Source organism: Ancylobacter polymorphus (assembly GCF_030813495.1).
GTDB lineage: Bacteria > Pseudomonadota > Alphaproteobacteria > Rhizobiales > Xanthobacteraceae > Ancylobacter > Ancylobacter polymorphus.
Genome location: NZ_JAUSUI010000009.1, coordinates 1 through 22,862, shown reverse-complemented (window position 1 = coordinate 22,862; position 22,862 = coordinate 1). Strand labels below are relative to the sequence as shown.

23 protein-coding genes and 2 tRNA genes are annotated in these 22,862 nt (G+C 66.5%); 13 read left to right on the top strand and 12 right to left on the bottom strand.

The window, feature by feature from the left end; translation table 11 throughout:
- Positions 1 to 157 precede the first annotated feature (157 nt).
- Positions 158 to 625: a VanZ family protein gene (locus J2S75_RS18535; protein WP_307022082.1), complete on the top strand. Its 468-nt coding sequence runs from the start codon at positions 158 to 160 to the stop codon at positions 623 to 625.
- A gap of 35 nt (positions 626 to 660) precedes the next feature.
- Here J2S75_RS18535 and rnk read toward each other — a convergent pair whose 3' ends face one another.
- Positions 661 to 1,092, bottom strand: coding sequence for a nucleoside diphosphate kinase regulator (gene rnk, locus J2S75_RS18530; RefSeq protein ID WP_307022080.1), 432 nt, complete (start codon positions 1,090 to 1,092; stop codon positions 661 to 663).
- A gap of 583 nt (positions 1,093 to 1,675) precedes the next feature.
- On the opposite strand from rnk, the gene J2S75_RS18525 reads away from it, so the two are divergent.
- Positions 1,676 to 2,512 (top strand): class I SAM-dependent methyltransferase, encoded by an 837-nt coding sequence (locus J2S75_RS18525; protein ID WP_307022078.1) that lies wholly within the window; start codon positions 1,676 to 1,678, stop codon positions 2,510 to 2,512.
- Between the two features lie 352 nt (positions 2,513 to 2,864).
- On the opposite strand, the gene J2S75_RS18520 is transcribed toward J2S75_RS18525, so the two are convergent.
- Positions 2,865 to 2,939 (bottom strand) — tRNA-Thr (locus tag J2S75_RS18520).
- 266 nt (positions 2,940 to 3,205) lie between these two features.
- Between J2S75_RS18520 and J2S75_RS18515 the strand changes: the two genes are divergently transcribed.
- From J2S75_RS18515 to J2S75_RS18475, 10 genes are all read left to right on the top strand, one after another.
- The gene (locus tag J2S75_RS18515) at positions 3,206 to 3,397 is read left to right on the top strand and encodes a hypothetical protein (protein ID WP_307022075.1); all 192 of its coding nucleotides are present in this window, start codon (positions 3,206 to 3,208) and stop codon (positions 3,395 to 3,397) included.
- Positions 3,398 to 3,563: 166 nt separating this feature from the next.
- Entirely contained in the window at positions 3,564 to 4,853 is a 1,290-nt protein-coding gene (gene murA / locus J2S75_RS18510) for a UDP-N-acetylglucosamine 1-carboxyvinyltransferase (protein ID WP_244378787.1), read from the top strand.
- Between the two features lie 105 nt (positions 4,854 to 4,958).
- Positions 4,959 to 5,438, top strand: coding sequence for a DUF2948 family protein (locus J2S75_RS18505; protein ID WP_307022072.1), 480 nt, complete (start codon positions 4,959 to 4,961; stop codon positions 5,436 to 5,438).
- A 183-nt stretch (positions 5,439 to 5,621) separates the two neighbouring features.
- Positions 5,622 to 6,914, top strand: coding sequence for a histidinol dehydrogenase (gene hisD / locus J2S75_RS18500; RefSeq protein ID WP_307022070.1), 1,293 nt, complete (start codon positions 5,622 to 5,624; stop codon positions 6,912 to 6,914).
- 10 nt (positions 6,915 to 6,924) lie between these two features.
- A complete protein-coding gene (locus tag J2S75_RS18495; RefSeq protein ID WP_307022069.1) occupies positions 6,925 to 7,419 on the top strand; it encodes a UPF0262 family protein in 495 nt (164 codons plus the stop codon).
- Between the two features lie 83 nt (positions 7,420 to 7,502).
- Positions 7,503 to 7,910: an arsenate-mycothiol transferase ArsC gene (locus tag J2S75_RS18490; RefSeq protein WP_244450769.1), complete on the top strand. Its 408-nt coding sequence runs from the start codon at positions 7,503 to 7,505 to the stop codon at positions 7,908 to 7,910.
- Positions 7,911 to 8,004: 94 nt separating this feature from the next.
- Positions 8,005 to 8,628 (top strand): Maf-like protein, encoded by a 624-nt coding sequence (locus J2S75_RS18485; RefSeq protein WP_307022067.1) that lies wholly within the window; start codon positions 8,005 to 8,007, stop codon positions 8,626 to 8,628.
- Positions 8,625 to 8,834 carry a DNA gyrase inhibitor YacG gene (yacG, locus tag J2S75_RS18480; RefSeq protein ID WP_307022065.1) on the top strand — a complete coding sequence of 70 codons (210 nt, stop codon included), beginning with the start codon at positions 8,625 to 8,627 and terminating at the stop codon, positions 8,832 to 8,834. Before J2S75_RS18485 ends, yacG begins: the two co-directional genes overlap by 4 nt.
- 62 nt (positions 8,835 to 8,896) lie before the next feature.
- The gene (locus J2S75_RS22495) at positions 8,897 to 9,376 is read left to right on the top strand and encodes a leucine zipper domain-containing protein (protein ID WP_370874171.1); all 480 of its coding nucleotides are present in this window, start codon (positions 8,897 to 8,899) and stop codon (positions 9,374 to 9,376) included.
- 400 nt (positions 9,377 to 9,776) lie between these two features.
- A tRNA-Phe gene (locus tag J2S75_RS18475) sits at positions 9,777 to 9,852 on the top strand.
- Positions 9,853 to 10,313: 461 nt separating this feature from the next.
- Here J2S75_RS18475 and J2S75_RS18470 read toward each other — a convergent pair.
- The 9 genes from J2S75_RS18470 to J2S75_RS18430 all read right to left on the bottom strand — a co-directional run bounded on the left by J2S75_RS18470 (position 10,314) and on the right by J2S75_RS18430 (position 20,719).
- Positions 10,314 to 10,586 carry a hypothetical protein gene (locus J2S75_RS18470; RefSeq protein WP_307022063.1) on the bottom strand — a complete coding sequence of 91 codons (273 nt, stop codon included), beginning with the start codon at positions 10,584 to 10,586 and terminating at the stop codon, positions 10,314 to 10,316.
- Positions 10,587 to 10,766: 180 nt separating this feature from the next.
- Complete coding sequence (locus J2S75_RS18465; protein ID WP_307022061.1) at positions 10,767 to 11,492, bottom strand: amino acid ABC transporter ATP-binding protein; 726 nt, start codon at positions 11,490 to 11,492, stop codon at positions 10,767 to 10,769.
- Complete coding sequence (locus J2S75_RS18460; RefSeq protein WP_307022060.1) at positions 11,470 to 12,129, bottom strand: amino acid ABC transporter permease; 660 nt, start codon at positions 12,127 to 12,129, stop codon at positions 11,470 to 11,472. The genes J2S75_RS18465 and J2S75_RS18460 overlap by 23 nt, the downstream gene beginning before the upstream one ends.
- Positions 12,130 to 12,139: 10 nt before the next feature.
- The gene (locus J2S75_RS18455) at positions 12,140 to 12,811 is read right to left on the bottom strand and encodes an amino acid ABC transporter permease (RefSeq protein ID WP_307022058.1); all 672 of its coding nucleotides are present in this window, start codon (positions 12,809 to 12,811) and stop codon (positions 12,140 to 12,142) included.
- 72 nt (positions 12,812 to 12,883) lie between these two features.
- On the bottom strand, positions 12,884 to 13,627 hold the full coding sequence (locus tag J2S75_RS18450) for a transporter substrate-binding domain-containing protein (RefSeq protein WP_307022334.1): 744 nt from the start codon (positions 13,625 to 13,627) through the stop codon (positions 12,884 to 12,886).
- Between the two features lie 46 nt (positions 13,628 to 13,673).
- A complete protein-coding gene (locus J2S75_RS18445; protein WP_307022056.1) occupies positions 13,674 to 14,450 on the bottom strand; it encodes a GntR family transcriptional regulator in 777 nt (258 codons plus the stop codon).
- Positions 14,451 to 14,716: 266 nt separating this feature from the next.
- Positions 14,717 to 16,255, bottom strand: coding sequence for an efflux transporter outer membrane subunit (locus J2S75_RS18440; RefSeq protein ID WP_307022332.1), 1,539 nt, complete (start codon positions 16,253 to 16,255; stop codon positions 14,717 to 14,719).
- A gap of 46 nt (positions 16,256 to 16,301) precedes the next feature.
- Positions 16,302 to 19,454 (bottom strand): efflux RND transporter permease subunit, encoded by a 3,153-nt coding sequence (locus tag J2S75_RS18435; protein ID WP_307022054.1) that lies wholly within the window; start codon positions 19,452 to 19,454, stop codon positions 16,302 to 16,304.
- A gap of 8 nt (positions 19,455 to 19,462) precedes the next feature.
- Positions 19,463 to 20,719: an efflux RND transporter periplasmic adaptor subunit gene (locus J2S75_RS18430; RefSeq protein WP_307022053.1), complete on the bottom strand. Its 1,257-nt coding sequence runs from the start codon at positions 20,717 to 20,719 to the stop codon at positions 19,463 to 19,465.
- A gap of 170 nt (positions 20,720 to 20,889) precedes the next feature.
- On the opposite strand from J2S75_RS18430, the gene J2S75_RS18425 reads away from it, so the two are divergent.
- Positions 20,890 to 21,483 (top strand): TetR/AcrR family transcriptional regulator, encoded by a 594-nt coding sequence (locus tag J2S75_RS18425; RefSeq protein ID WP_307022051.1) that lies wholly within the window; start codon positions 20,890 to 20,892, stop codon positions 21,481 to 21,483.
- Between the two features lie 279 nt (positions 21,484 to 21,762).
- Here J2S75_RS18425 and J2S75_RS18420 read toward each other — a convergent pair.
- Positions 21,763 to 22,862, bottom strand: a 1,100-nt coding sequence (locus tag J2S75_RS18420; protein WP_307022049.1) for an MBG domain-containing protein, incomplete at its 5' end; no start/stop codon positions are given.

The window sequence follows — 22,862 nt, the reverse complement described above, 5'->3', positions numbered from 1 at the left end:
GGGAATCAACGATGGCCGCGATCTGAACCGGCCGGTTGAGCCGGCGCGAGGGCGATCGCCCAATCCGTAGCCATCCGCACTCACCCCCGCACAGCGGCTCCAGCCTTTTGAGCCGCCATGCCCTATAATTGCTACAGCATTGCTATAGGCCGCAGGCATGAACAGACCCGCTCCCGTGCCGTCCGCCGTCAATCGCCTCCTTTATGGGGCGGCGTTCGCCTGCGTCCTCATCATCGTGGTCCTCTCCCTGCTCCCTGCTGAGGAAATGCCGCGCACGGGCATTCCCGATGGCACCGACCACTTCATCGCCTATTGGGGCACGGGCGGCCTGATGGCGCTCGCCTTCCGGGGCAGGGGCGCGGTGCTGGCGCTTGCGGGTCTTGCCCTGGTCGGCCTTGGCGGCCTCATGGAAGTGCTTCAGCAGCTCTCGCCCGGCCGCTCCACGACATGGAGCGACTTTCTCATGAGCGGCGGAGGGGCGCTTGCCGGCCTCCTCATGGGGACAATAGCGGCCCGCATCATCAGCTATGGGCGCCGGCAGTACAGCGAGCGCCTCGGCAGCCTGCCCCGCCTCGGAGCCCCCATGCCGCCGACGCCTTCGCCTGTTCGGCGCGGTCGTCCTTGAGCCGGTAAACCGCCTGTCGGATGAGGCCGGCCCTCTCAGGAGCCGACGCCCGCCATCTCGTCGATGACAGCCTCCTCACCCGCCTCCACGCCGACGACCGTGAGCGTATGGACAGCACCATCACGGGCCGTCCACTTCATCGACTGTCCCGCAGAAAGCCCTATCAGAGCGACACCCATGGGCGTCATCACGGACACCTTCCCCGCTGCGATATCGGCCTCGCCGGGGAGAACGAGCGTCACGGTGCGGTCGTCCCCGTCATCCGTGGTGAACCTGAACCGCGAGCCGAGGCGCACGAAGGGGGAGCCGGGCTTCTGCGTGGCGACAACCCGCGCCCGATCCAGCTCGGTGTAGAGCTCATCGGCGAGGTCGGGATGGCGGGACGCATAGCTGTCCGCCAGCTTCGTCAGGCGTGCGTGGTCGTCGCGAGTGATGAGGATGGCCGGCTTGCGGCTTGCGAGTGCCATTGAAGTCTCCGATTGAAATGGACGCAGAGCGCGGCGCGCGCGGCGCGTGTCGTCGGTCCGATGATGTGGATTGTGCCGCCCAACGCGGCTTCGCGACCTACAGCCTGAGACCGCGCACCCCGGCGTCAGGGCGCAGGGCGGCCCAGCCGGGGGCTAGTGTCCCGCGATGGGACACACCCGAAAGTGCTGATGCTGTGCGCGTGCGATCGTCATAACCGGAAATTGGGGGCGGTCTTCCGCAAAGTCAAATCCCCGGAAGCCGAGGGCATGGTAGCCCCGCACGCGAACTCCGGCGGAAAATGCTGTGGGAAAGCTCCATCAAGACACTGGCTCCCCGGCGAGCCGCGCCGAGCCTGTTAGGATGAAGCGCCGCAGAAGATAACGCTAAAGATCGCGCCGGTTCTGGTCACTTCGTCCGAAGATCGGGTCTCGCGAATGGAGCCCGGCGCGCAGAGGCTCGGAATCGGCCATGCATGTCATCTCTCGGGGTCAACCCAGCGCAGAATGAGTCCTGACAGAACGGCATTGACTGAAACTGCAGATCCGGAATTTTTATCTTAACCCGTAAATCTGGCTTGATCTCATGTCCTGTCATTTCTCTTCAAATGATCTTTCCGCCGAAGAGGCTCTGAAATGGTTCGCAGACTGCGGAAACACCGACGCCGGCTACCTTCAGGCGCACTGGAGCCGATTTCAGTATACTTATGAATTTGCCATGGCCCCGGTCAGTCAGGGAGCCAGACTCGATATCCTCGATGTCGGATGCCACTGGCTGCACAACGCCCTTCTTTATGCACGGGCGGGGCACAGAGTGACCTGCATCGATGGATCGGCTCTGGTGGAGCATCCGAGCGTTATCGCGGCGGCTGAGCGCATGGGAGCCAGTTTGCTGCCCATGCGCCGCATGGAAACCGGTGATGGCCTCCTTGTGCTTCCGGACAACAGCGTCGATCTCGTGCTTTTTTGCGAGATCATCGAGCATATTGCCTTCAATCCAATTCCGTTCTGGAAGGAAATCTATCGAATCCTTCGCCCCGGTGGGCGGATTATCATCACCACGCCAAATGCCCTTTACCATCGATCAATCGATACGCAGATAAATCGCCTTCTGTCTGGCCGTGGTGGTTTTGGAATCACCGTGAACGACATCATGGAGACAGGGACATACGGCCACCACTGGAAAGAATACAGCCTGCCAGAACTGAGAGACTATTTCGCCAGACTGTCCAGTGACTTTGACACGTCGCGTCATGTGATGGCGACGCGCGAGGAGGACCTGAACGCAACGCTGGGGCCGATTTCCGAGCTCGTAGCGGCGTGCGCCGATGTCCGGGCGCATTCGATCTATCTCGATGTGGTGCTGACGCGGAAGGATGCCGGAATCAGCATCTCGCCGCCCTGGATTCCGCCGCAGTCATAAGCCGGGCGTGGCCGGCGGCCGATCGGCCTGCGCAGGAACTCCGTCCAGACCGGCTCCACCCTGGAGGCGCCGATCGCCCGCCCCAGCACTTCGGGCCGGCCGTTGGGATTGGCGCAAAGTGGAATGATTGCCACTACGGATTGCCCCGCGAGCGTTGCCGCGCTTGGCGGGGTTTCCTTTTTGGGGTCAGGCGGTTCCACCCTCATTCGCGCGTGCACGCCGGAACGGCCCGGGAACGAACTCCCCGGATTCTCTCCCAGTCCCGATGCGACAAACACGGTTTGTTCCGCTCCGCCGAATGGGGGAGCAGGGACAGGTTTCGCGCTTAAGTGCTGATTTTCCTCGGGAAAAATGGTGCTGCGAGAGAGGATTGAACTCTCGACCTCTCCCTTACCAAGGGAGTGCTCTACCACTGAGCTACCGCAGCGCCCGCTTTTGGTGGGCAGGGCCACCAAGGCGCGGGGACGTTTGCCACAGTGTGCCGGTCGGCGCAAGCGTCCGCCGTGCAAATCCCCAAAGCCATCCGCAAAGCCTGTGCATGCCGTGGACAAGCCGCAGCGGCGCGGCGCGTCCAAGGCCACTCACCCGCCGGTCGCGGGCCGGCCCTTCCGCCCATAGGCGGGGCACAGTAGAAGTTCCGATCACCGGCCAACAAGGCGTGCCGGTGGCGAAACGTGACGCGGAGGCGGCGGAATGAGTGGCGAGGGGGAAACCGAGCGGGCCGAGCGGCTCGCCGCCGCGCTGCGCGCCAATCTCGCCCGGCGCAAGCAGCAGGCGCGCGGGCGCAGGGAGATTCCGCCGGCGGGCGAGGCGACCGCCCTCTGCGAGCCGCCGCACGCTGGGACGCGGCCGCAGACGCCAGGTCCCTCCGACGGGGAGGCATGAGCGCGCGTTGTCGCAGGCCGCGCCCCGCGCTAAAGATGACGGGAACAAGGATGGGGCGCCACGAATCGGCCCCATCGCCCAGACATGCCGCTGCCGACAGGCGCCGGACGCGACCGGATCGCGCGGGTCGCGCCCGCTGTCGTGCGCTGAAGGAGTACCTGACCTCATGGACCGCATCCGCATCGTCGGCGGCAATCCGCTCAACGGGACGATCCCGATCTCCGGCGCCAAGAACGCCGCCCTGCCGCTGATGGTCGCCGGCCTGCTCACCGACGAGAAGCTCATTCTGGAAAATGTGCCGCGTCTCGCGGATGTCTCGCAGCTGCAGCGCATCCTCGGCAATCATGGCATCGACATCACGGTGAACGGCAAGCGGCGCGGCGACGACGCCAATGCCGGGCAGACGCTGGAGATCGACGCGCGGGTGATCGTCGACACCACCGCGCCCTATGAGCTGGTGTCCAAGATGCGGGCGAGCTTCTGGGTCATCGGCCCGCTGCTGGCGCGGATGGGCGAGGCCAAGGTCTCGCTGCCCGGCGGCTGCGCCATCGGCACGCGCCCCGTCGACCTGCATATCGCGGCGCTGGAAGCGCTGGGCGCCGAGATCGAGATCGACGCGGGCTATGTGCTGGCCCGCGCGCCGAAGGGGCTGAAGGGCGGGCGCATCGTCTTCCCGAAGGTGACGGTCGGCGCCACCCATACCGCGCTGATGGCGGCGAGCCTCGCCGACGGCGAGACGGTCATCGAGAACGCCGCGCGCGAACCGGAGATCGTCGATGTCGCCGACTGCATCAACGCCATGGGCGGGCGCATCGAGGGACAGGGCACCTCGACCATCCGCATCACCGGCGTGCCGCGGCTGCGCGGCGCGCGCCACAGCGTGCTGCCCGACCGTATCGAGACCGGCACCTATGCCATGGCGGTGGCGATGACCGGGGGCGACGTGCTGCTCTCCGGCGCGCGCGCCGACCTGCTGGAGACGGCGCTCGACACGCTGCGCGAGGCGGGGGCTGAAATTTCCGTTTCCAATGAGGGGCTGCGGGTGAAGCGCAACGGCGCCGGCATCTCCCCGGTGACGGTGACGACCGAGCCTTTCCCCGGCTTCCCCACCGACCTTCAGGCGCAGCTGATGGCGCTGACCACCCGGGCCCGCGGCACCTCGCACATCACCGAGACGATCTTCGAGAACCGGTTCATGCATGTGCAGGAGCTCGCCCGGCTCGGCGCCCGCATTCATCTCGACGGCGAGACCGCCACCATCGAGGGAGTGGAGCGGCTGAAGGGCGCCCCGGTCATGGCCACGGATCTGCGCGCCTCGGTGTCGCTGGTCATCGGCGCGCTCGCCGCCGAGGGCGAGAGCATGATCCACCGCGTCTATCACCTCGATCGCGGCTTCGAGCGGCTGGAGGAGAAGCTCTCCGCCTGTGGCGCCGAAATCGAGCGCCTGGCGGGCTGAGCCCGGCTACGCAGTCTTCCGCAGCCCCTTGGTCTTCCGCAACCCCTTGCCGGAGCGGGGCTGCGGCGCCATCTGTGCCGCGAGTGAGGCGGCGGAGAGAATGACATGGCCGGTTTGAAGCTGGTGGCGCTGGACAGCGAGGACCTCGCGGTCCTCTCGGTGCATCTGCAGGACGCAGTGGTCGCGATCGGCGACATGACCTTCCTGCCGAAGGAGCGGCGCTTCGTGCTGCTCGCCAACCGCTTCGACTGGGAAAAGGCGATCCAGGCCGAGGCAATGGCCGATGCCGACGCGCCCATTGGCGCGGCGGCGGCGGCCGTCGGTCCCTGCGTGCGCCGCCGGGCGGGGCTCCGCTTCGAGCGTGTGCTGGGCGCCCGGGTGCGCGGCATCGACCTCAAGAAGAAACAGGGCGTGCTCAACCTGCTGGCGGTCACTTTCCAGGAGATCGACGCCCCCTCCGGCATCGTCACCTTCCTGTTCTCCGGCGGCGGCGAGGTGCAGCTCGATGTCGAGTGCATGGAAGCCGGGCTGGAAGATCTCGGCCCCGCCTGGGACGCCAAGGGAACGCCCTGCCACGAGGCGTGAGAGCGCCACGCCCGCCGCGCGCGCTCCTTGCGAATGTCCTTGTCTTCGGCAAGCCCGGTTGCGATAGGACAGGAGAACAGGCAGCGGCGCCCCGCGCGACCTGACGCCCCCTGCGGCGTCGGGGCGACGGCCGGCAGGGAAGCCGCCGCCGACGTGCCGCTTGCCGACCCGTAGGACCCCGCCATGCCGCTTCGCCTCGACACACGCTCGCCCGATTTCTCCGAGCGCTTCCGCGCCTTTCTCGGCACCAAGCGCGAAGTGTCGGCCGATGTGGCTGAGGCGGTGGCGCAGATCATCGACGCCGTGCGCCAGCGCGGCGACGAGGCGCTGATCGCCTTTTCCAAGACCTTCGACCGGGTGGACCTCGGCACGCGCGGCATACGGGTGACGGCGCACGAGATCGCCGCCGCCCGCCGCGCCTGCGATGCCGCGACGCTGGAGGCGCTGAGCTTCGCCCATGAGCGCATCCGTGCCCATCACGCGCGCCAGCTGCCGACAAGCGGGCGCTATGTCGACGCCGCCGGCGTCGAGCTCGGCCATCGCTGGACGCCGGTGGACGCGGTCGGGCTCTATGTGCCCGGCGGCACGGCGGCCTACCCCTCCTCCGTGCTGATGAACGCGGTGCCGGCCAAGGTGGCGGGCGTCGCCCGCCTCGCCATGGTGGTCCCGGCGCCGGACGGCGTGCTCAACCCGCTGGTGCTCGCCGCCGCGGAGCTCGCCGGGGTCGACGAGGTGTACCGCGTGGGCGGGGCGCAGGCGATCGCCGCGCTGGCCTATGGCACGGAGACCATTGCCCCCGTGGCCAAGATCGTCGGCCCCGGAAACGCCTATGTCGCCGCCGCCAAGCGCCATGTCTTCGGCACGGTGGGCATCGACATGGTGGCGGGCCCTTCCGAGGTGCTGGTCATTGCCGATGGCGAGCAGAACCCGGACTGGATCGCCGCCGACCTGCTGGCCCAGGCCGAGCACGACACGGCCGCCCAGTCGATCCTGATGACGAACGACGCCGCCCTGGCCGATGCCGTGGTGGCGGCGGTGGAGCGCCAGCTCGCCACCCTGCCCCGGCGCGACATCGCGGCGAAGAGCTGGGCCGAATTCGGCGCGGTCATCCTTCTCGGCAGCCTCGATGAGGCGCCGGCGCTGGCCAACCGCATCGCGCCGGAGCATCTGGAAATCATGGCGGCGGAGGCCGAGACGCTGGCCGAGGCGATCCACCATGCCGGCGCGATCTTCCTCGGCGCCCACACGCCGGAAGCGATCGGCGATTATGTCGGCGGCTCCAACCATGTGCTGCCGACCGCGCGCTCGGCCCGCTTCTCCTCCGGGCTCGGCGTGCTCGACTTCATGAAGCGCACCTCGATCCTCAAATGCGGGCCGGAGCAGCTGCGCGCGCTCGGCCCGGCGGCGATCGCGCTCGGCGAGGCGGAAGGGCTCGGCGCCCACGCCCGCTCGGTGGCGATCCGCCTCAACCTGTGACGGGGCGGCGATGGGCGACGCGGATCCCCATGCCGAAACCCGCCGCCTGTCGGCGGTAACGCTGGACGGCGCTTCCATCGGCCGCTCCAATGTCGATGTCGAGCATGAGCGGGCTGTCGCCATCTATGATCTGCTGGCGGAAAACAGCTTCGCCCCGCTCGGCGACCCCGCCCCCGGCCCCTACCGCCTCGCCATCGCGCTGAATGAGGGCCGGCTGGTGCTGGATGTCACCCGCGAGGACGGCGCGCCGGTTGTGCAGCATCAGCTTTCGCTCAGCCCGCTGCGGCGTGTGGTGCGGGACTACTTCATGGTTTGCGAGAGTTATTATTCCGCCATCCGCACCGCCAGCCCGTCGCAGATCGAAGCCATCGACATGGGCCGGCGCGGCCTGCACAACGAGGCCTCCGAATTGCTGCGCGAGCGGCTGAAGGACAAGATCGCCCTCGATTTCGGCACGGCCCGGCGCCTGTTCACGCTGGTCTGCGCGCTGCACTGGAAAGGCTGAGCGTGGCGCCGCCCGCCTCCGCCGACGCCTCCCCCGGCCCCGCGCCGGCCGCACGCCGCGAGCGGCCGCAATCGGTTCTGTTCATGTGCGGGCAGAACTGCGTGCGCTCCCCCATGGCGGCGGTGCTGGCGCGCCATCTGTTCGGCCGCTCGCTCTATGTCGGCTCCGCCGGGGTGATGAAGGGCGAGACCGACCCGTTCGTCACCGCCGCCATCGACGAAGTGGGGCTCGACCTCTCCCGCCACCGGCCGCAGACGCTGGAGGAACTGGAAGAGAATGAGGGGCTCGGCTTCGATCTCGTCATCACCCTTTCGCCCGATGCCCATCACCGCGCGCTGGAGCTGACCCGCACCAACGCCATCGACGTGGAATACTGGCCGACGCCCGACCCGACGCTCGCCAGCGGCAACCGCGAGCAGCGGCTCGACGCCTATCGCGAGGTTCGCGACGAGCTGGAACGGCGGATCCGCGCCCGCTTCCGGCCGAAATGAGCCGGCGGCGGCAAGGCCGTTCCGTTTTCCCCCCACATGCTCTAGCCTGCCGGCCGATTGCCCCGCCGGCCCGCCGGCGCAAAGGAGTGACCGCGTGAGCGCCCGCCCGACACTGGTGCTGGCCTCGGGTTCGCCGCGCCGCCTGGCGCTGCTGGCCCAGGCCGGAATCGAACCCGACGCCCTTCTGCCCGCCGATATTGACGAGACGCCCGAGCGCGGCGAACTGCCCCGCCGGCTGGCGCTGCGGCTGGCCCGCGAGAAGCTGGACGCCGCCGATGCGCGCCGCCGCGCCATGGACCAGCATGAGGGCGCTTTCCTGCTCGCCGCCGACACGGTGGTGGCGGTGGGACGCCGCATCCTGCCCAAGCCGGACATTGCCGAAGAGGCGGCGGATTGCCTGCGCCTGCTCTCCGGCCGCGCCCACCGCGTCTATACCGGCCTTGCGCTGATGACGCCGAAGGGCGGCGTGCGCACGCGCCTTGTCGAGACAAGGGTGCGCTTCAAGCGCCTCTCGCGCGAAGAAATGGACGCCTACATCGCGTCGCGCGAATGGGAGGGCAAGGCCGGCGGCTACGCCATTCAGGGCCTCGCCGGCGTGTTCGTGGTCAAGCTGGTCGGTTCCTACACCAATGTGGTCGGCCTGCCGCTGGCGGAAACCGTGGCGCTGCTGGGGGGCGAGCGTTTCCCGGTCTACAAGCGCTGGGGCCACCCGGAATGAGCGCCGCCAGTGCCGCCGGCGGCAAGCCCTGCCCGATCTGCGGCAAGCCGATGGTTGAAAAGTACCGCCCTTTCTGCTCTGCGCGCTGCGCCGATGTCGATCTCAACCGCTGGCTGACCGGGGTCTATGCGATCCCGGTCACGGAAAACGACGACGAGGACGGCGAGGAGCCTTCCCTCGCCCCCAAGCCGCCGCGCGAGGGCTGAAGGGGACTTGCCGGCGGCGTCCGAGGTCTTGAGGCGCCGTACCGCTGTCTCGGGATGGAAGGATGGCGCGGGGTGCGGCAGGGCCCGAGGGTTCCCGCGCCGGGCCCCGGGCCGCGCCCCGGCCTGAGCCAGCACCGCCGCCTCTCCGTGAGCCCGGCGGCTCCGGCTGGGGAAGAAGGCTCGGGCACCATCTAGCTGTGCAAGCTATGAAGAGTGTTCATCCAGGTCCGGGATGTGAGGCTGGGGTTGCGAAGCCAACCAACCCTGACCGGAGCGCCCGGATGAACATGCACGAGAATGCGCGGATGACCGTTCATGGTCGAATCCTTCTGGTGAGGCGGGTGTGCGATGAGGGCTCGCGCGCCGGCGCCGCGGCCGACGCTGCGGGGGTTTCGGAGCGTACGGCCGACAAGTGGCTGGCGCCGTTCCGGGCCGGCCGCGAGCGTATGGTCACGACAGGAGCTCGGCGCCGGTCAGCAGACCGCCTGCGACCCCGGCCGCGACGGTCCAGGCCGTGGAGGGTCTGCGACATCGGCGCATGAGCCGCCCGTCGTCCCACCGCCCCCCCGGCCGGACTACCCGTCGCTCCCCGGCTCCGGGCCGACAAGACATGTGCCGTGACGCGATCCGCGGACTGGCAGACCACAGGGGGCGAGCCCACCTATCCCCCGCGCGCACGGGACCGCTCCGCCCAGCGCGAAGCTGATGCAAGGAACGTCGCCCGCTCGCCCACCGCCGGCGGCTTTGCGCATCGCCCGCTTGCCACGACCGGCGCGCGCCGGTCGCCGCAAGCGGCACCGGACGGCGCGCTACCGGGCGGCGCCGGCCGTGGATGACACGGCTGGGGACAGGCTGAATTTCCGTTTCATGACATATGGACAGGGCGCAGCCGAGACTCTATAACCCGCCCGCTCCGCACGGCTTGCAGCCGTTGCCGGCTACGCCCAGGTAGCTCAGTTGGTAGAGCATGCGACTGAAAATCGCAGTGTCGGCGGTTCGACTCCGTCCCTGGGCACCATTTCCCCGCTTTAGGTGGCTCTAGAAAGCTCAAAAGCGGGACATTTCCTCGACTTAGCTGAATTCGAGGCTCGCGGCGGCTCTCCGGGGCTCGTTGGCATTCGGGAAATTTGTTGGCATGTTCGTTGGCATTCGCGGATGCCAACAAATCGCGATGCCAACAAAGGGCGCCTCCAATGCCGTTGACAGACGTCGCAATCCGCCAGGCCAAGGCGACGAAGAAACCTTTCAATCTGTCGGATGGAGGCGGCCTCCATCTTCTCGTCACTCCTACGGGTGGCAAGCTCTGACGGCTGGCCTTCCGCTTCGGTGGGAAACAACGGCAGGTCAGGCGGTGCCGGCGAGCAGGCTGAGGGAGAAGGCCCAGGTGAAGATCGAGACGGCGCGGCAGTGTAGCATCTTGGTCCCCTGAATTTTGGAAGCCGGGCCTTGCCCGTTATGCCCGATTGACGCTGCCGGCCATCAGGCCAGCGCATGTCCTGCTGCCACCAGCTTATCGGTGACCTTGCGAAGGGCGGCGCGCGTCATCTCGACCATTTCGTCGATCTCCCCCTCATTCATCACCAGCGGCGGCGCGACGCCGAGAATGTCGCCATGGGCATGGCGCGCACGATCAGCCCGCGCTCGCGCGCGGCCTGCGAAATGCGCGGGCCGAACCTTGAGCGCCGGACCGGGACAGACCGCCTTCATCCCGATCGTCACCGCACGCAGCAGGGACGATTGAGAAGCCTCCACGCACAAATTCTACAAGAATCCCGATATAAACGGATTCAAGAGCGTGCAATCATGTATCGCGTGCCGCCGGCTTCGCAGTACCGATTGATTTCTGCGAGCTTTGACGTGAGTGAAACGCGCACAAATCAAGAAATGAGCGCCTTCTCCTAATAGTAAAATTTTACCCATTGTGCGTCCGCCTCACAAAACGCCGAGGAATTGCTGAAGCTCGGGCGTCTGCGGAGAGGAAAATACCGCCTCGGGCGGTCCGATCTCGTGTACCCGGCCCTGATGCATGAAGACGACACGCGAGCAGACGTCGCGCGCGAAACGCATCTCATGCGTCACCATGAGAAGCGTCATACCCTCCGAGGCCAGTTCTTTCACCACCGCGAGGACTTCGTTGACGAGCTCCGGGTCGAGCGCCGAGGTGATCTCGTCGCAGAGCAGGGCGATGGGCTGCATGGCGAGCGCGCGGGCAATGGCGACACGTTGCTGCTGGCCGCCGGAGAGCTGGTCGGGATAAGCATCGAACTTCTGCGCGAGCCCGACACGCTCCAGCATCTTGCGCGCCATTGCTTCTGCGTCGGCCGCCGGCGTCTTTTTCACGACCATCTGCGAGAGCATCACATTGCGCCCTGCGGTGAGATGCGGGAACAGGTTGAACTGCTGGAAGATCATCCCGACCTTCAAACGCAGTGCCTTGAGGTGAAGCTCGTCCGGCAGAAGCTGGGCACCGGCGACGGAGATCGAGCCCTCATCAATGGTCTCGAGCCCGTTTATGCAGCGAAGCAGCGTCGACTTCCCCGATCCCGACTTGCCGATGATGGCGATCACCTCGCCCGGGTCCACATCGAGGTTGATGCCCTTGAGCACTTCGTTCGAGCCGAAGCGCTTCTTCACCTCAGTGATTTCGATGAGCGACATTGAGCTTCCTCTCAAGGATCTGAGACGATTTGGAGAGCGGCCAGCACAGGCAGAAATAGATGAGGGCGACGAGGCCGTAGACGGTGAAAGGCTGGAAGGTCGCGTTGGTTACGATCGTCCCGGCTTTCGAAAGCTCGACAAAGCCGATGATGGAGGTGAGCGCCGTGCCCTTCACCACCTGCACCGAGAAGCCAACGGTCGGTGGCACGGCGATGCGCAGCGCCTGCGGCAGGATGACATGGCGCATCTGCTGCACGTAACCCATGCCGAGGCTGGAGGACGCCTCCCACTGGCCGCGCACGATGGATTCGACGCAGCCGCGCCAGATTTCGGTAAGGAAGGCTGCGCTCCACAGTATCAGCGCCAACCCGGCAGCGAGCCATGCCGGCACATTCACGCCGAACAGCCCGAGGCCAAAGAAAGCGAGGAACAACTGCATCAGCAGCGGCGTGCCCTGAAACAGCTCGACATAGCCCTGCACGAAGATCCGGCCCGCGCGGCTGCTGCCGATGCGCAGAAACAACAGGATCCCCGCAACGATGCCGCCGCCCATGAAGGAGACCAGCGACAGCACGATGGTCCAGCGCGCCGCGAGCAGGAGGTTGCGCACGATATCCCAGGTGGTGAAATCGTTCATGGACCGATCCTCACAATGCGGCGCGCTTGGGGAACAGCGTCCAACCGATCCCACGCAGCAACTGGCGCAGGAGGATGGCAAGCAGGAGATAGATCAGCGTCGCGACGAAGTAGGATTCGAAGGCGCGGAAGCTGCGCGACTGGATGAAGTTCGCGGCAAAGGTGAGGTCTTCGGCCGCGATCTGCGACACCGCCGCCGAGCCCAGCATCACGATGACGATCTGCGACGACAGCGCGGGCCAGATGCGCTGGAGGGAGGGGATGAGCACGACGTACCAGAATGTCTGGAGACGGCTCATGCCAAGGCTCGCGCCGGCTTCGAACTGGCCGCGCGGCGTCGCCTGCAGGCCGGCACGCACGATCTCGCAGCTATAGGCGCCGAGATTGACCACCATGGCGAGGTTGGCGGCCTCCAATTCGCCCATCCGCACGCCGAGCGCGGGCAGGCCGAAGAAGATGAAGAACAGCTGGATCAGGAAAGGCGTGTTGCGGATCAGTTCGACATAGGCGGCGACGATCCCTTGCAACCATGTCGGGCCGTAGGCGCGCGCCCAGGCGCAGGCGACGCCGAGCGCCACGCCGAGAACGCCGCCGACGAGGGTGAGTTCGACCGTGATGGCGGTGCCCTTGAGCAGCACCGGCCAGTATTGTGCGATCCAGTCGTAATCGAACGCGTAGACCATTTCTCACCTCCGCCGGGAATTGCTGTTCTGGGAGGAGGTCGCCGGGTGGTCCCCGGCGACCTGTGCGTGCGATCAGATGTCGGCCGGCAGATCCGCGCCGAGCCATTTCTGCGAGATGGCGTTCAGCGCTCCGTCCTTCTTGGCGGTGGCGATGATGGCGTCGATCTTGGCTAGCAGAGCGGGCTCGTTCTTGTTGAGGCCGATGTAACAGGGCGAGTTCTTGATCAGGAACTTGATCTCCGGCTTCTTCGGCGGGTTGCGCGCGATGATCGCGGCCGCGACGACATTGCCGGTGGCGATCAGATCGACCTGTCCCGAAAGGAAGGCGGAGATGGTGCCGTTATTGTCCTCGTAGCGCTTGATGGTCGCGTCGGCGGGCGCGATCTTGGTGAGTTCAAGATCCTCCACCGCGCCGCGCGTGACGCCGATGGTCTTGCCCGACAGCCCCTGCACGTCCTTCACATCCACACCCGCCGGGCCGAACACGCCATTGAAGAAGGGCGCATAGGCGGTGGTGAAATCGATCACCTTCTCACGCTCGGCATTCTTGCCGAGCGACGAGATGACCAGATCGACCTTGTTGGTCTGCAGGTAGGGGATGCGGTTCGCACTGGTCACCGGCACGAGCTCCAGCTTCACGCCCAGCTTGTCGGCGATGAGCTTGGCGACATCGACGTCATAGCCCTGCGGCTGCATGTCCGTGCCGACCGTGCCGAACGGCGGAAAGTCCTGCGGGACCGCGATACGGATGACCTTGTTGGTCTCGATGGTGGCGAGCGCATCGGCACTGGCGGGCGTGGGGGCCTGACCGATCATCAGGGCACCGGCGAGGAAAGCGAGGATTGTCCTGCGGTTCATGGCTCTAGTCCTTCTTGCTCGATTGGGTGACAGAGGGGTGGGCATGGGCGTGAGCATGCGTAGGCTCGGCCTCGCAGCACGGTGGCGGCGGTTCGGCGGTAACGGGTGTGGCGGGTGGCGGCGTGAGCAGATCGCGCAGCCCCGCGAGCGGGTCGGGTTTTGCGGTGAAGTCCAGCCCGGCCTCGACCTTGGTGATGTGCTCGTCCATCAGCCAAGCGGCGGCCTTGGTGTCGCCGGCTTCGAGAGCCGCGACGATGTCCGCGTGGTCGTGGCTCGATTCCTCAGCCTGTTCGGTCGGCTGATAGAGCATCGATATCAGCGTGGTGCGGGCGGTAAGGTCGCGAATAATCTCGGTGAGCAGGCGATTGCCCAACGCCTCGGCAAGGTGAATGTGAAAATCGCCCAGCAGACAGGCACGCGACGTCACGTCCCCGGCGTTTATCGCGGCCTCCTCCATCGCGATGTGGCGCTTGAGTCCGGCGATGACCTCGGGCGGCACGCGCTTCAGGGTGTGGAGCAAACCGGTCTCGATGACGCGCCGGGTCTGAAACGCGTCCCGCGCATCGTCAGCGGAAGGCTCGATGACGAACCACCCGCGCCGCGCGCTCACCTCCACGATGCCGCGCGTCTTCAGGCGCATCATGGCTTCGCGCACGCGGGTGCGGGACACGCTGAACAGATCCGCGAGTTGCTGCTCGCCAAGCCGCGTACCGGGCTCGATGCGACCTGCGAGGATCGCCGAAAGGATCGCGTCCTCGATATTGGGCGGGGGTAGGCTCATCAGGCTTGCTCACCAGCTGGTATACAAGCTGCCAAGCAAGCGCCGTGCCGACTTCGCCCGGAAGCCGAAACGCGTCGCAAAGAGGAGGCCCGGGCCCGTCACGGCGCGCCGGCGGTGTAAAATAAGGTGGCTCTACTGGGCGCTGCCGGACGAGGGGGGCCCACAAACGGACATCGGCGAGTGGGCCCGACGGCGCTTCCTGGCCAGGTGCTGACCTTCAGCCCCGCGCCAGGAGCGCCGGAACGGACGCCCCCCCCGCAGCTCGTTCAGTTGCGTTCAGACATCGCGAATTTCTGCGCCCAGTCCGTGCGAACAAAGCGGGGTGCCATCCGATCGGTCACTTCCGGTGTGCGCGTGTCGACGACGCCCGACCATCCGCCGCCCAGCGCCTTGTTCAGCGCGATGTAGTCCGTCGTGATCGCCACGCGGCTCTGCAGTTGGGCGTCTTCTGCCGAATAGAGCGAACGTTCCGCATCGAGCACGTCGAGGAAGCTGCTGCTGCCGCTTTGATACAGCGTGCGCGCCAACGAGGCCGCCTGCCGGTAGGAACGCACGGACGCGTCGAGGCTGCGGTTGCGCCGCTGCTCCTGCCTCAGCGCCACGCTGGCATTCTCGACCTCCTGCAGCGCCGTCAGCACGGCCGCTCGATAGGCGACGAAATACACGTCGCGCTCGGCCTGAGCGTACTCGACCGCGGCTTCCAACTGCCCGGCATTGAACAGCGGCACGCTCACGCTCGGGCCAAAACTCCAGCTGATGGACGAACTCTTTCCAAGACCGCCGAGCTTGGTCGCCGAGGTCGACACCTCGCCGGCAAGGCTGACATCGGGATAGCGCGCGGCCTCGGCCTGACCGATCTGCGCGGTATATTGCGCCAGCTGACGTTCGGCGAGCCGCACATCCGGGCGTGACAGCAGCACGTCGGCCGGCACGCCCTCCGGCACGGGGCGGCCCGGCGCGGGAATGGGAGCGCTGCGCTTCATGGCGTCGTTCAGCGCGGATGGCGATTGGCCCAGCAGGATGGCGAGCTGGTGCACCGACTGCTGATAGGAAGACTCAAGCTGAGGAATATCGGCTTCCGTGCTGGCCGCCTGCCCTTCGGCATTGGCCGCGTCGACGGCGGACGCGGACCCGGCTTCCAGCTTGGTGCGCGTCAGCGCCGCCGTCTCGCGCTGCGAGGTTGCCGTGCGGCGCGCCAGCGCGATGCGGGCCTGATAGCCGCGGGCCTCGACATAGCTGGTGGTCACATCGCCGATGAGCACCAGCAGCGTGTTGCGCAGGCTCTCCTCGGAAGCGTCGAGCCCATATTTCGCGGCTTCGGCGGCGCGGCGGTTCTCGCCGAACAGGTCAAGCTCCCAGCTCGCATTGGCGCCGAGGTTGAAGGTGTCGAACGGACCGGACACCGTCACATCCCCGGTGTCAGAGACATTGCTGCCATTGTCGGCGCGGCTGTAGCTGCCGGAGCCGGTCAGCGTCGGGGCGAGCGCGGCCAGTGCCTGCCGCCGCGTGGCCCGCGCCTGGCGCACCCGCGCTTTGGCCGTCGCGACATCGAGATTGCCGGCGACCGCCTGCTCGACAAGGCGGTTCAGCGTCGCGTCGTTGAGCTGCTCCCACCATCGGGCAAGGTCTGGCGGCAGACGGGTGGCATCATCCGCCGTCAGGCTGGCCGTTTTGCCGCTGCCCCAGGCGGTGGGGATCGGCATTGAGGGGGCGGTGTAGTCAGGACCGACGGCGCAACCGCTCACAAGGCCGGCAATAAGGACAAGCGAGACGTGCCAGAGCGGCCGCAGCTGGGAGGGGGGCATGAGATCACCGGTCGCGTCGGAATGCCGGGCAGCCCCGGAGAAGCGGTTAGCGGGCATCGGCGCTCTCCACCGGGACGGCGGGTTCCGAGACGCCGCGCGGCGCGGCATGGCCTGCGAACACCCGCCGCACCGTCACGAAAAGCAGCGGTATGAAAAACACGCCGAGCACGGTGGCTGCGATCATGCCGCCCATCACGCCGATGCCGATGGCGTTCTGCGCGCCCGAGCCGGCCCCAGTGGCCACGGCGAGAGGCGTCACGCCGAGAATGAAGGCGAAAGACGTCATCAAGATCGGCCGCAGACGTTGGCGGGCCGCGTCCAGTGTCGCATCCACGAGGCCAAGGCCATGCGCCTGCCGCTCAATGGCGAATTCGACGATCAGGATCGCGTTCTTGGCGGCGAGGCCGATCGTGGTGAGAAGGCCAACCTTGAAATAAACGTCGTTGGTCTGGCCGAACAGGTGAGCGCCCACCAGCGCGCCGAAGATGCCGATGGGAACCGACAGCAGCACCGCGAACGGGATCGACCAGCTCTCATAGAGCGCGGCAAGGCACAGGAACACGACCAGCACCGCGATGGCGTAGAGCGCACTCGCCTGATTGCCCGACAGCCGCTCCTGCTTGGAAAGTCCGGTCCACACATGGCCATACCCCTTCGGAAATCCCGCGGCGATCTCGTCGATCGCCACCATCGCGTCGCCGGAGCTGACACCGGGTGCGGCCTGTCCTTGGATTTCCACTGCCGAGACGCCGTTGAAGCGCTCCAGCCGGGGCGAGCCGAACGTCCAGCGCGTCGAAGCAAAGGAGGAGAACGGCACCATCGCGCCATCCGAATTGCGGACCTGCCATTTGGCGAGGTCTTCCGGCTGCATGCGGAAATCGGCCGCCGATTGCAGATAGACCTTCTTCACCCGCCCGCGATCAATGAAATCATTGACGTAGCTGCTGCCCCAGGCGGTTGAGAGTGTGTCGTTGATATCGCCGAGCGAGACACCGAGCGCGCTGGCCTTTTCCTGGTCGATATCGACAACGAATTGCGGCTCGTCCTCCTGCCCGTTGGGCCTTGTATTGGCGAGACGGGGATCGCTTGCCGCCTTGGCCAGCAACTCGTTGCGGGTCGCGATCAGAGCCGCATGCCCAGCGCCATTGATGTCCTGGAGGTAGAAGCTGAAGCCGTTGGAGTTGCCCATGCCCTGGATCGCGGGCGGGGCCAGGGCGAACACCATGGCGTCGCGATATGTCGAGAACGCGGCCATGGCGCGTCCAGCCACGGCGTTCGCCGACAGATTGGCGGATTTGCGCTCATCGAAGGGCCGCAAGCGCACGAAGGCGATGCCGACATTCTGTCCCTGTCCGCCGAAGCCGAAGCCGGACACGGTCATGACGCCCTCGACCGCCGCCTTCTCCTCCTGGAGATAATGGTCGGTCACCTGCTGCAGCACCTGCGCCGTCCGGTCAGCCGTGGCGCCGACCGGCAGCTGGACGCTGGTGATCAGGAGGCCCTGGTCTTCCTGCGGCAGGAAGGAGGACGGCAGGCGCACGAACAGCCAACCCATGCCGATCGCGACGATGAGGAACACGACCAGCGCGCGGCCCGAGCGGGCGATGATGCCGGCGGTACCGCGGCGATAGGCTTCGGTGGTGCGATCAAAGCCACGGTTGAAGGCGCCGAAGACGCCGCGCTGCTTGGCGCCCTGCCTGGCGGGTTTCAGGATGGTCGCGCACAAGGCGGGCGTCAGGATCAGCGCCACCAGCACCGAGAGGATCATGGCGGTGACGATGGTCACCGAGAACTGCCGATAGATCACGCCGACCGAGCCGCCGAAGAAGGCCATCGGCACGAACACCGCCGACAGCACGGTGGCGATGCCGATCAGCGCACCGGTGATCTCGTCCATCGATTTGCGCGTCGCCTCGCACGGCGAAAGACCTTCCTCCTCCATGACGCGCTCGACATTTTCGACCACGACGATGGCGTCATCGACCAGCAGGCCGATCGCCAGCACCATGGCGAACATGGTCAGCGTGTTGATGGAATAGCCGAAAGCGGAGAGGACGCCGAACGTGCCCAGAAGCACGACCGGAACGGCGATGGTCGGAATGAGGGTGGCGCGGATGTTCTGCAGGAAGACGAACATCACCACGAACACCAGCACCACCGCCTCGATCAGCGTATGCACCACGCTCTCGATCGACAGCACCACGAACGGCGTCGTGTCATAGGGGTAGACCACCTCGACACCTTCGGGGAAGGTCGCGGAGAGGCGTTGGATGGTCGCCTTCACCGCCTCGGCGGCGTTGATGGCGTTGGCGCCGGTGGCAAGATTGATCGCGAGGCCTGCCGCCGGCTTGCCGTTGTACTGCGAGGTCGTGGTGAAGCTCTCCGCGCCAAGCTCGACGGTGGCAACGTCGCTCAGCCGCACGAGCGAGCCGTCGGTCTGGCTTTTGAGGATGATGTTGCGGAACTGCTCGGCGGTCTGTAGCCGCGAGCGAGCCGTCACGGTGGCGTTGAGCTGCTGGCCGCGACGCTGCGGCAGGCCGCCGAGCTGTCCGGCGGAAACCTGCGTGTTCTGAGCCTCCAGCGCCGTGGAGACGTCGCCCGGCATAAGCTGATACTTGGCCAGCTTGTCGGGATCCAGCCAGATGCGCATCGCATAGCCCGAGCCGAAAAGCTGGGTCGAGCCCACGCCCTCCACACGCTTCAGCGTGTCGGAAAGCGTTGAATCCACGTAGTCGGCGAGGTCGACCGAGGACATCTTGCCGTCCGTCGCAACGAAGCCGATCACCATCAGGAAGCCGTCGGACGCCTTGGCGACCTCGATGCCGGAGGTCTGAACGATCGTCGGCAACTGCGAGGTCACCAATTGCAGTTTGTTCTGCACCTGCATCTGGGCGACGTCGGGATCGGCGGAGCCGGTGAAGGTCAGAGAGATGCTCGCCTGTCCGGTCGAGGTCGACGTTGCCGACATGTAGTCGAGATTGTCGATGCCGGTCATGCCCTGCTCGATGATCTTGGTCACCGAGTTCTCGACGGTCTGCGCGTCCGCGCCGGGATAGCTGGCGCTGATCGAGACCGTGGTCGGCGCGATCTGCGGGTATTGGGCGATCGGCAGGCTGTTCAACGCCAACAGGCCGCCCAGCATGACGAGAATGGAGATCACCCAGGCGAAGATCGGGCGGTCGATGAAGAAACGCGACATGACCAGCCTCAGTTCGGTGTGCTGGTGGAGGGGCCCGCGCCGCCCGTTGCAAGGGCGCCGCTCGTCGGCGTGGCGGATTGCTGACCGCGCTCCCTGATTTCGCCGGTGGTGTCGTCGACCACGACGTCGATAGCGGTGACATCCTGCCCGCTGCGCACGAACTGGCTGCCTTCGACCACCACGCGATCACCATCGCCAATGCCAGCCTCGACCAGCCAGCTGTTGCCGACGCTGCGCGCGATTGTGAGCACGCGCTGCTCGATCTTGTTCTGCGCATTCACCACGAGGGCGACCGGCTCGCCCTTGGTGTTGCGGGTGACGCCACGCTGGGGAACCAGAAAGCTGTCAGGCGCCACACCTTCCTCGACCACGGCATGCACATACATGCCGGGCAGCAGCAGGCGCTCCGGGTTGGGGAATTGCGCACGTACGGAATAGGTGCCGGTGGTCTCGTCGACATAGGCCGAGGAGAACTCCAGCTTCCCGGCATGCACATAGGTCGTGCCGTTATCCAGCTTCAGCCGCACCGCGACGTTGTCGCCGCTGATCTTGATGCGGCCCTCGCGGACCGCCTTGCTCAGATTGAGCAGATTGGTGCTCGACTGGGTCACGTCGACATTGATCGGATCGAGCGTGCGGATGGTGGTGAGCGCCGTATCCTGGCTCGCGGTCACCAGCGCGCCGGGGGTAAGCGCAGACTTGTCGATCCGTCCGCCGATCGGCGCGGTGATGCGGGTGTAGTCGAGATTGATCCGCGCGGTGTCGACGCTGGCGCGCGCGGCCGCGACTTCGGCCTTGGCCTGCGCCAGCGAGGCGACGGCGTCGTCATTGTCCTGCTTGCTTACCGCATTCTGCTTGATCAGCCCGGCATAGCGCTCGACCTTGGCCTCGGCGCTCGGCACTGCCGCCTCGGCCTTCTGCAGGCTGGCGACGGCGCTGTCATAGGCGGCCTGATAGCTCGCCGGCTCGATCTGGTAGAGCGGGTCCCCGGCCTTGACCTCGCCGCCCTCCTGAAACAGCCGCTCCTTGATGAGCCCGCCAACCTGCGGCCGGACTTCGGCAACCAGCGAGGCCGAGGTGCGCCCCGGCAGTTCGGCGGTGATCGCCACCGACTGCGGATGCAGGGTGACGACACCGACCTGCGCGCGCCTTTGCGCGCCCGGAACGGGCACGCCCGCCTTGTCCTTCCCGTCGCACGCCGCCAGCGTCACCGCGAAGACAACGAGCACCGGGATTCTAGCCAAACGGCCGTTGAGAAGGGACATCGGAGCCGATCTGATTTATGGTACGCTATAGTACCCATATTTCTCAAGCGGCCGGATTGTCAATTGTGTTAGGTCTGCCACACTGATCGTCGCCTGCTGGAAGCGTTGCTGTGCCCTCTGAAGAAACGAAGCCCGCCACGGCCCCCCGCTCTCGGGGACGCCCCAAGCTGATGCCCACCGCTGCCCGTCGTGACGAAATCGTTGCCGTGGCAACCCAGATGTTTCAGGAGGCGGGTTATGCGCGGCTGACCACAGACGCGGTGGCGGCCCGCTGCCACATCTCGAAGCGCACGCTCTATCAGCTGTTTCCCAGCAAAGCGGCGCTGTTGACGGCGATCATCGACCAGCATCGCGCGCGCATGGTCCGGCTGCCGGCGGATTATGATGATGTCCCGCTCGACCGCGCGCTGGACCTGATCTTCGGCAACGATATTGACGACGAGGCCGACCGCGAGCGCTTTGCCTTCCTGCAGCTGATATTCGTCGAAGCGGCTCAGCACCCCGAGCTCGATCAGATATCGGCGACGCATGGCAAAGGCGTCATCCTGCAGTTGCTCGGCGACTGGATCGCTCATGAATGCCGTCGCGGACGCCTCGATGTCCCCGATCCGAAAGACGCGGCGCGCATGCTGATGGACATGGTGGCGGGATCCATCACGCACGGTCTCGACGGGCGGCTCGCCTGGGACGGAAGTGACCGCCGCCGGGCCTATGTCCGGGAGTGCATCCGTGTGTTCTTGAGCGGTACGATGTCAGCTCGCTGAGGTGGCGATTTGGCCGCGTGGCGGCCGCTATTGCGCGGGTGGCAGGCACGTTCGCCCCTGCGCTGCACGCGACGCTGGTGATATTCCACGCCAGGGGCGATGCCGCCCCCCTCCCTCCCCCTCGCCTCGCATCGGTTCTGGCGAAGCCGCGCCGACCGGGCCCTTGCACGGCCAGACGCCCGCGCGCGAGGCCGATGTCGCTCCCACCACAGGGCGGCGGCGTCAGAAGGCCGACGGGAGGCCGCCAGCCGGCCGCTCATGGGCGGCGGGATAAGGTAGTCAGCGGGCCAGGAACCGCAGGAATCGCCCGACGCGGGTATTCTGCGGATGAGGCGAAGAGGTACAGGAAGCGCCGCCGGCCGCACCGCCGGTACAACCTGTCGATTCTCCGCCGGCATTTTGGCTGTCTGCCGCCGCGCCGCCCTCCCCGTTGCCGCTGTTCTCCCCGGTGTCGAAGACCACGCCTGCGGAGAACGCCGAGGTCTGTACGAACCAGCTGTTGGGTGTCGCCGCGATCGCCAGCGCCACCTCCTCCGGGGGCGGCCAATCGCTCCGCTGCACCGTCAGAATGCCGGGGATGTAGCTCAAGGCATAGTTGTCCGTTGCCGCCAGGCTTCCCTGAAGGATGGGGTAGGCGCCCGCCGAGGAGGAGGATGTGGCGGAGGTCACGAGCGCGCCTGTCAGCGTATCTCCGTTGACGAGATCGCCGACAGTGATCGTCCAGTTGAGCGGCGGCACGGCGTCACCGGCCTTCATGGTGGCATTGTTGGCGGCGACCGTCAGTGGCCGCGGCGTCACCGTCATCGTTCCGCTGGCATAGGTCAGGGAATAGTTGGAGAGGCCCGAGCCCTGCGCGTCCGATGCGGCGATGCCATAAGCGCCCACATTGGCCGTGGTGGCCGTCCCGCTGCTCGACAGTGAGACCGAAGTCACCGTGTCCCCATTGACGAGGCCCGAGGTGGTGAAACCCGTGGCGCCGTTCAGCTCGCCGGCGTCGCCATAGGTCTTCGAGGCGTCGGAGGCCGTCACCGTCAGTGTCGCCGGGTTCACGACCAGTTCGCCGTCATGGTAGGTGATGTCGTAATTGGCGGCATTGAAGGTGCCGCCGGTCGCATCGCTGGCGACGATGACATAGGGGCTTCCGGCCACAGTGGCCGTCGCGGCCTCGCCGGCGCTCGTCAAGGTAACCGAGCCGATCGTCTCTCCGTTCTGCAGGCCGGACGAGGTGAAACCCGTCAGCGTTGCGACCTCGCCATAGGTCTTGCTGGCGTTGGATGCGGTAATCGACAGCGAGGCCTGGTCGATGGTGCCGATATTGCCCGACAGCGAGGTGGTGGTCAGCGTGTAATTATTCGCCGCCGTGCCCGTCAGCGTCAGGC

What these genes read in the sequence shown, in the direction of transcription:
- J2S75_RS18535 (WP_307022082.1), top strand. Translation starts at nt 158, where the DNA reads ATGAACAGACCCGCTCCCGTGCCGTCCGCCGTCAATCGCCTCCTTTAT.
- rnk (WP_307022080.1), bottom strand. Translation starts at nt 1,092, where the DNA reads ATGGCACTCGCAAGCCGCAAGCCGGCCATCCTCATCACTCGCGACGAC.
- J2S75_RS18525 (WP_307022078.1), top strand. Translation starts at nt 1,676, where the DNA reads ATGTCCTGTCATTTCTCTTCAAATGATCTTTCCGCCGAAGAGGCTCTG.
- J2S75_RS18515 (WP_307022075.1), top strand. Translation starts at nt 3,206, where the DNA reads ATGAGTGGCGAGGGGGAAACCGAGCGGGCCGAGCGGCTCGCCGCCGCG.
- murA (WP_244378787.1), top strand. Translation starts at nt 3,564, where the DNA reads ATGGACCGCATCCGCATCGTCGGCGGCAATCCGCTCAACGGGACGATC.
- J2S75_RS18505 (WP_307022072.1), top strand. Translation starts at nt 4,959, where the DNA reads ATGGCCGGTTTGAAGCTGGTGGCGCTGGACAGCGAGGACCTCGCGGTC.
- hisD (WP_307022070.1), top strand. Translation starts at nt 5,622, where the DNA reads ATGCCGCTTCGCCTCGACACACGCTCGCCCGATTTCTCCGAGCGCTTC.
- J2S75_RS18495 (WP_307022069.1), top strand. Translation starts at nt 6,925, where the DNA reads ATGGGCGACGCGGATCCCCATGCCGAAACCCGCCGCCTGTCGGCGGTA.
- J2S75_RS18490 (WP_244450769.1), top strand. Translation starts at nt 7,503, where the DNA reads ATGTGCGGGCAGAACTGCGTGCGCTCCCCCATGGCGGCGGTGCTGGCG.
- yacG (WP_307022065.1), top strand. Translation starts at nt 8,625, where the DNA reads ATGAGCGCCGCCAGTGCCGCCGGCGGCAAGCCCTGCCCGATCTGCGGC.
- J2S75_RS22495 (WP_370874171.1), top strand. Translation starts at nt 8,897, where the DNA reads ATGGCGCGGGGTGCGGCAGGGCCCGAGGGTTCCCGCGCCGGGCCCCGG.
- J2S75_RS18465 (WP_307022061.1), bottom strand. Translation starts at nt 11,492, where the DNA reads ATGTCGCTCATCGAAATCACTGAGGTGAAGAAGCGCTTCGGCTCGAAC.
- J2S75_RS18460 (WP_307022060.1), bottom strand. Translation starts at nt 12,129, where the DNA reads ATGAACGATTTCACCACCTGGGATATCGTGCGCAACCTCCTGCTCGCG.
- J2S75_RS18455 (WP_307022058.1), bottom strand. Translation starts at nt 12,811, where the DNA reads ATGGTCTACGCGTTCGATTACGACTGGATCGCACAATACTGGCCGGTG.
- J2S75_RS18450 (WP_307022334.1), bottom strand. Translation starts at nt 13,627, where the DNA reads ATGATCGGTCAGGCCCCCACGCCCGCCAGTGCCGATGCGCTCGCCACC.
- J2S75_RS18445 (WP_307022056.1), bottom strand. Translation starts at nt 14,450, where the DNA reads ATGAGCCTACCCCCGCCCAATATCGAGGACGCGATCCTTTCGGCGATC.
- J2S75_RS18440 (WP_307022332.1), bottom strand. Translation starts at nt 16,255, where the DNA reads ATGCCCCCCTCCCAGCTGCGGCCGCTCTGGCACGTCTCGCTTGTCCTT.
- J2S75_RS18435 (WP_307022054.1), bottom strand. Translation starts at nt 19,454, where the DNA reads ATGTCGCGTTTCTTCATCGACCGCCCGATCTTCGCCTGGGTGATCTCC.
- J2S75_RS18430 (WP_307022053.1), bottom strand. Translation starts at nt 20,719, where the DNA reads ATGTCCCTTCTCAACGGCCGTTTGGCTAGAATCCCGGTGCTCGTTGTC.
- J2S75_RS18425 (WP_307022051.1), top strand. Translation starts at nt 20,890, where the DNA reads ATGCCCACCGCTGCCCGTCGTGACGAAATCGTTGCCGTGGCAACCCAG.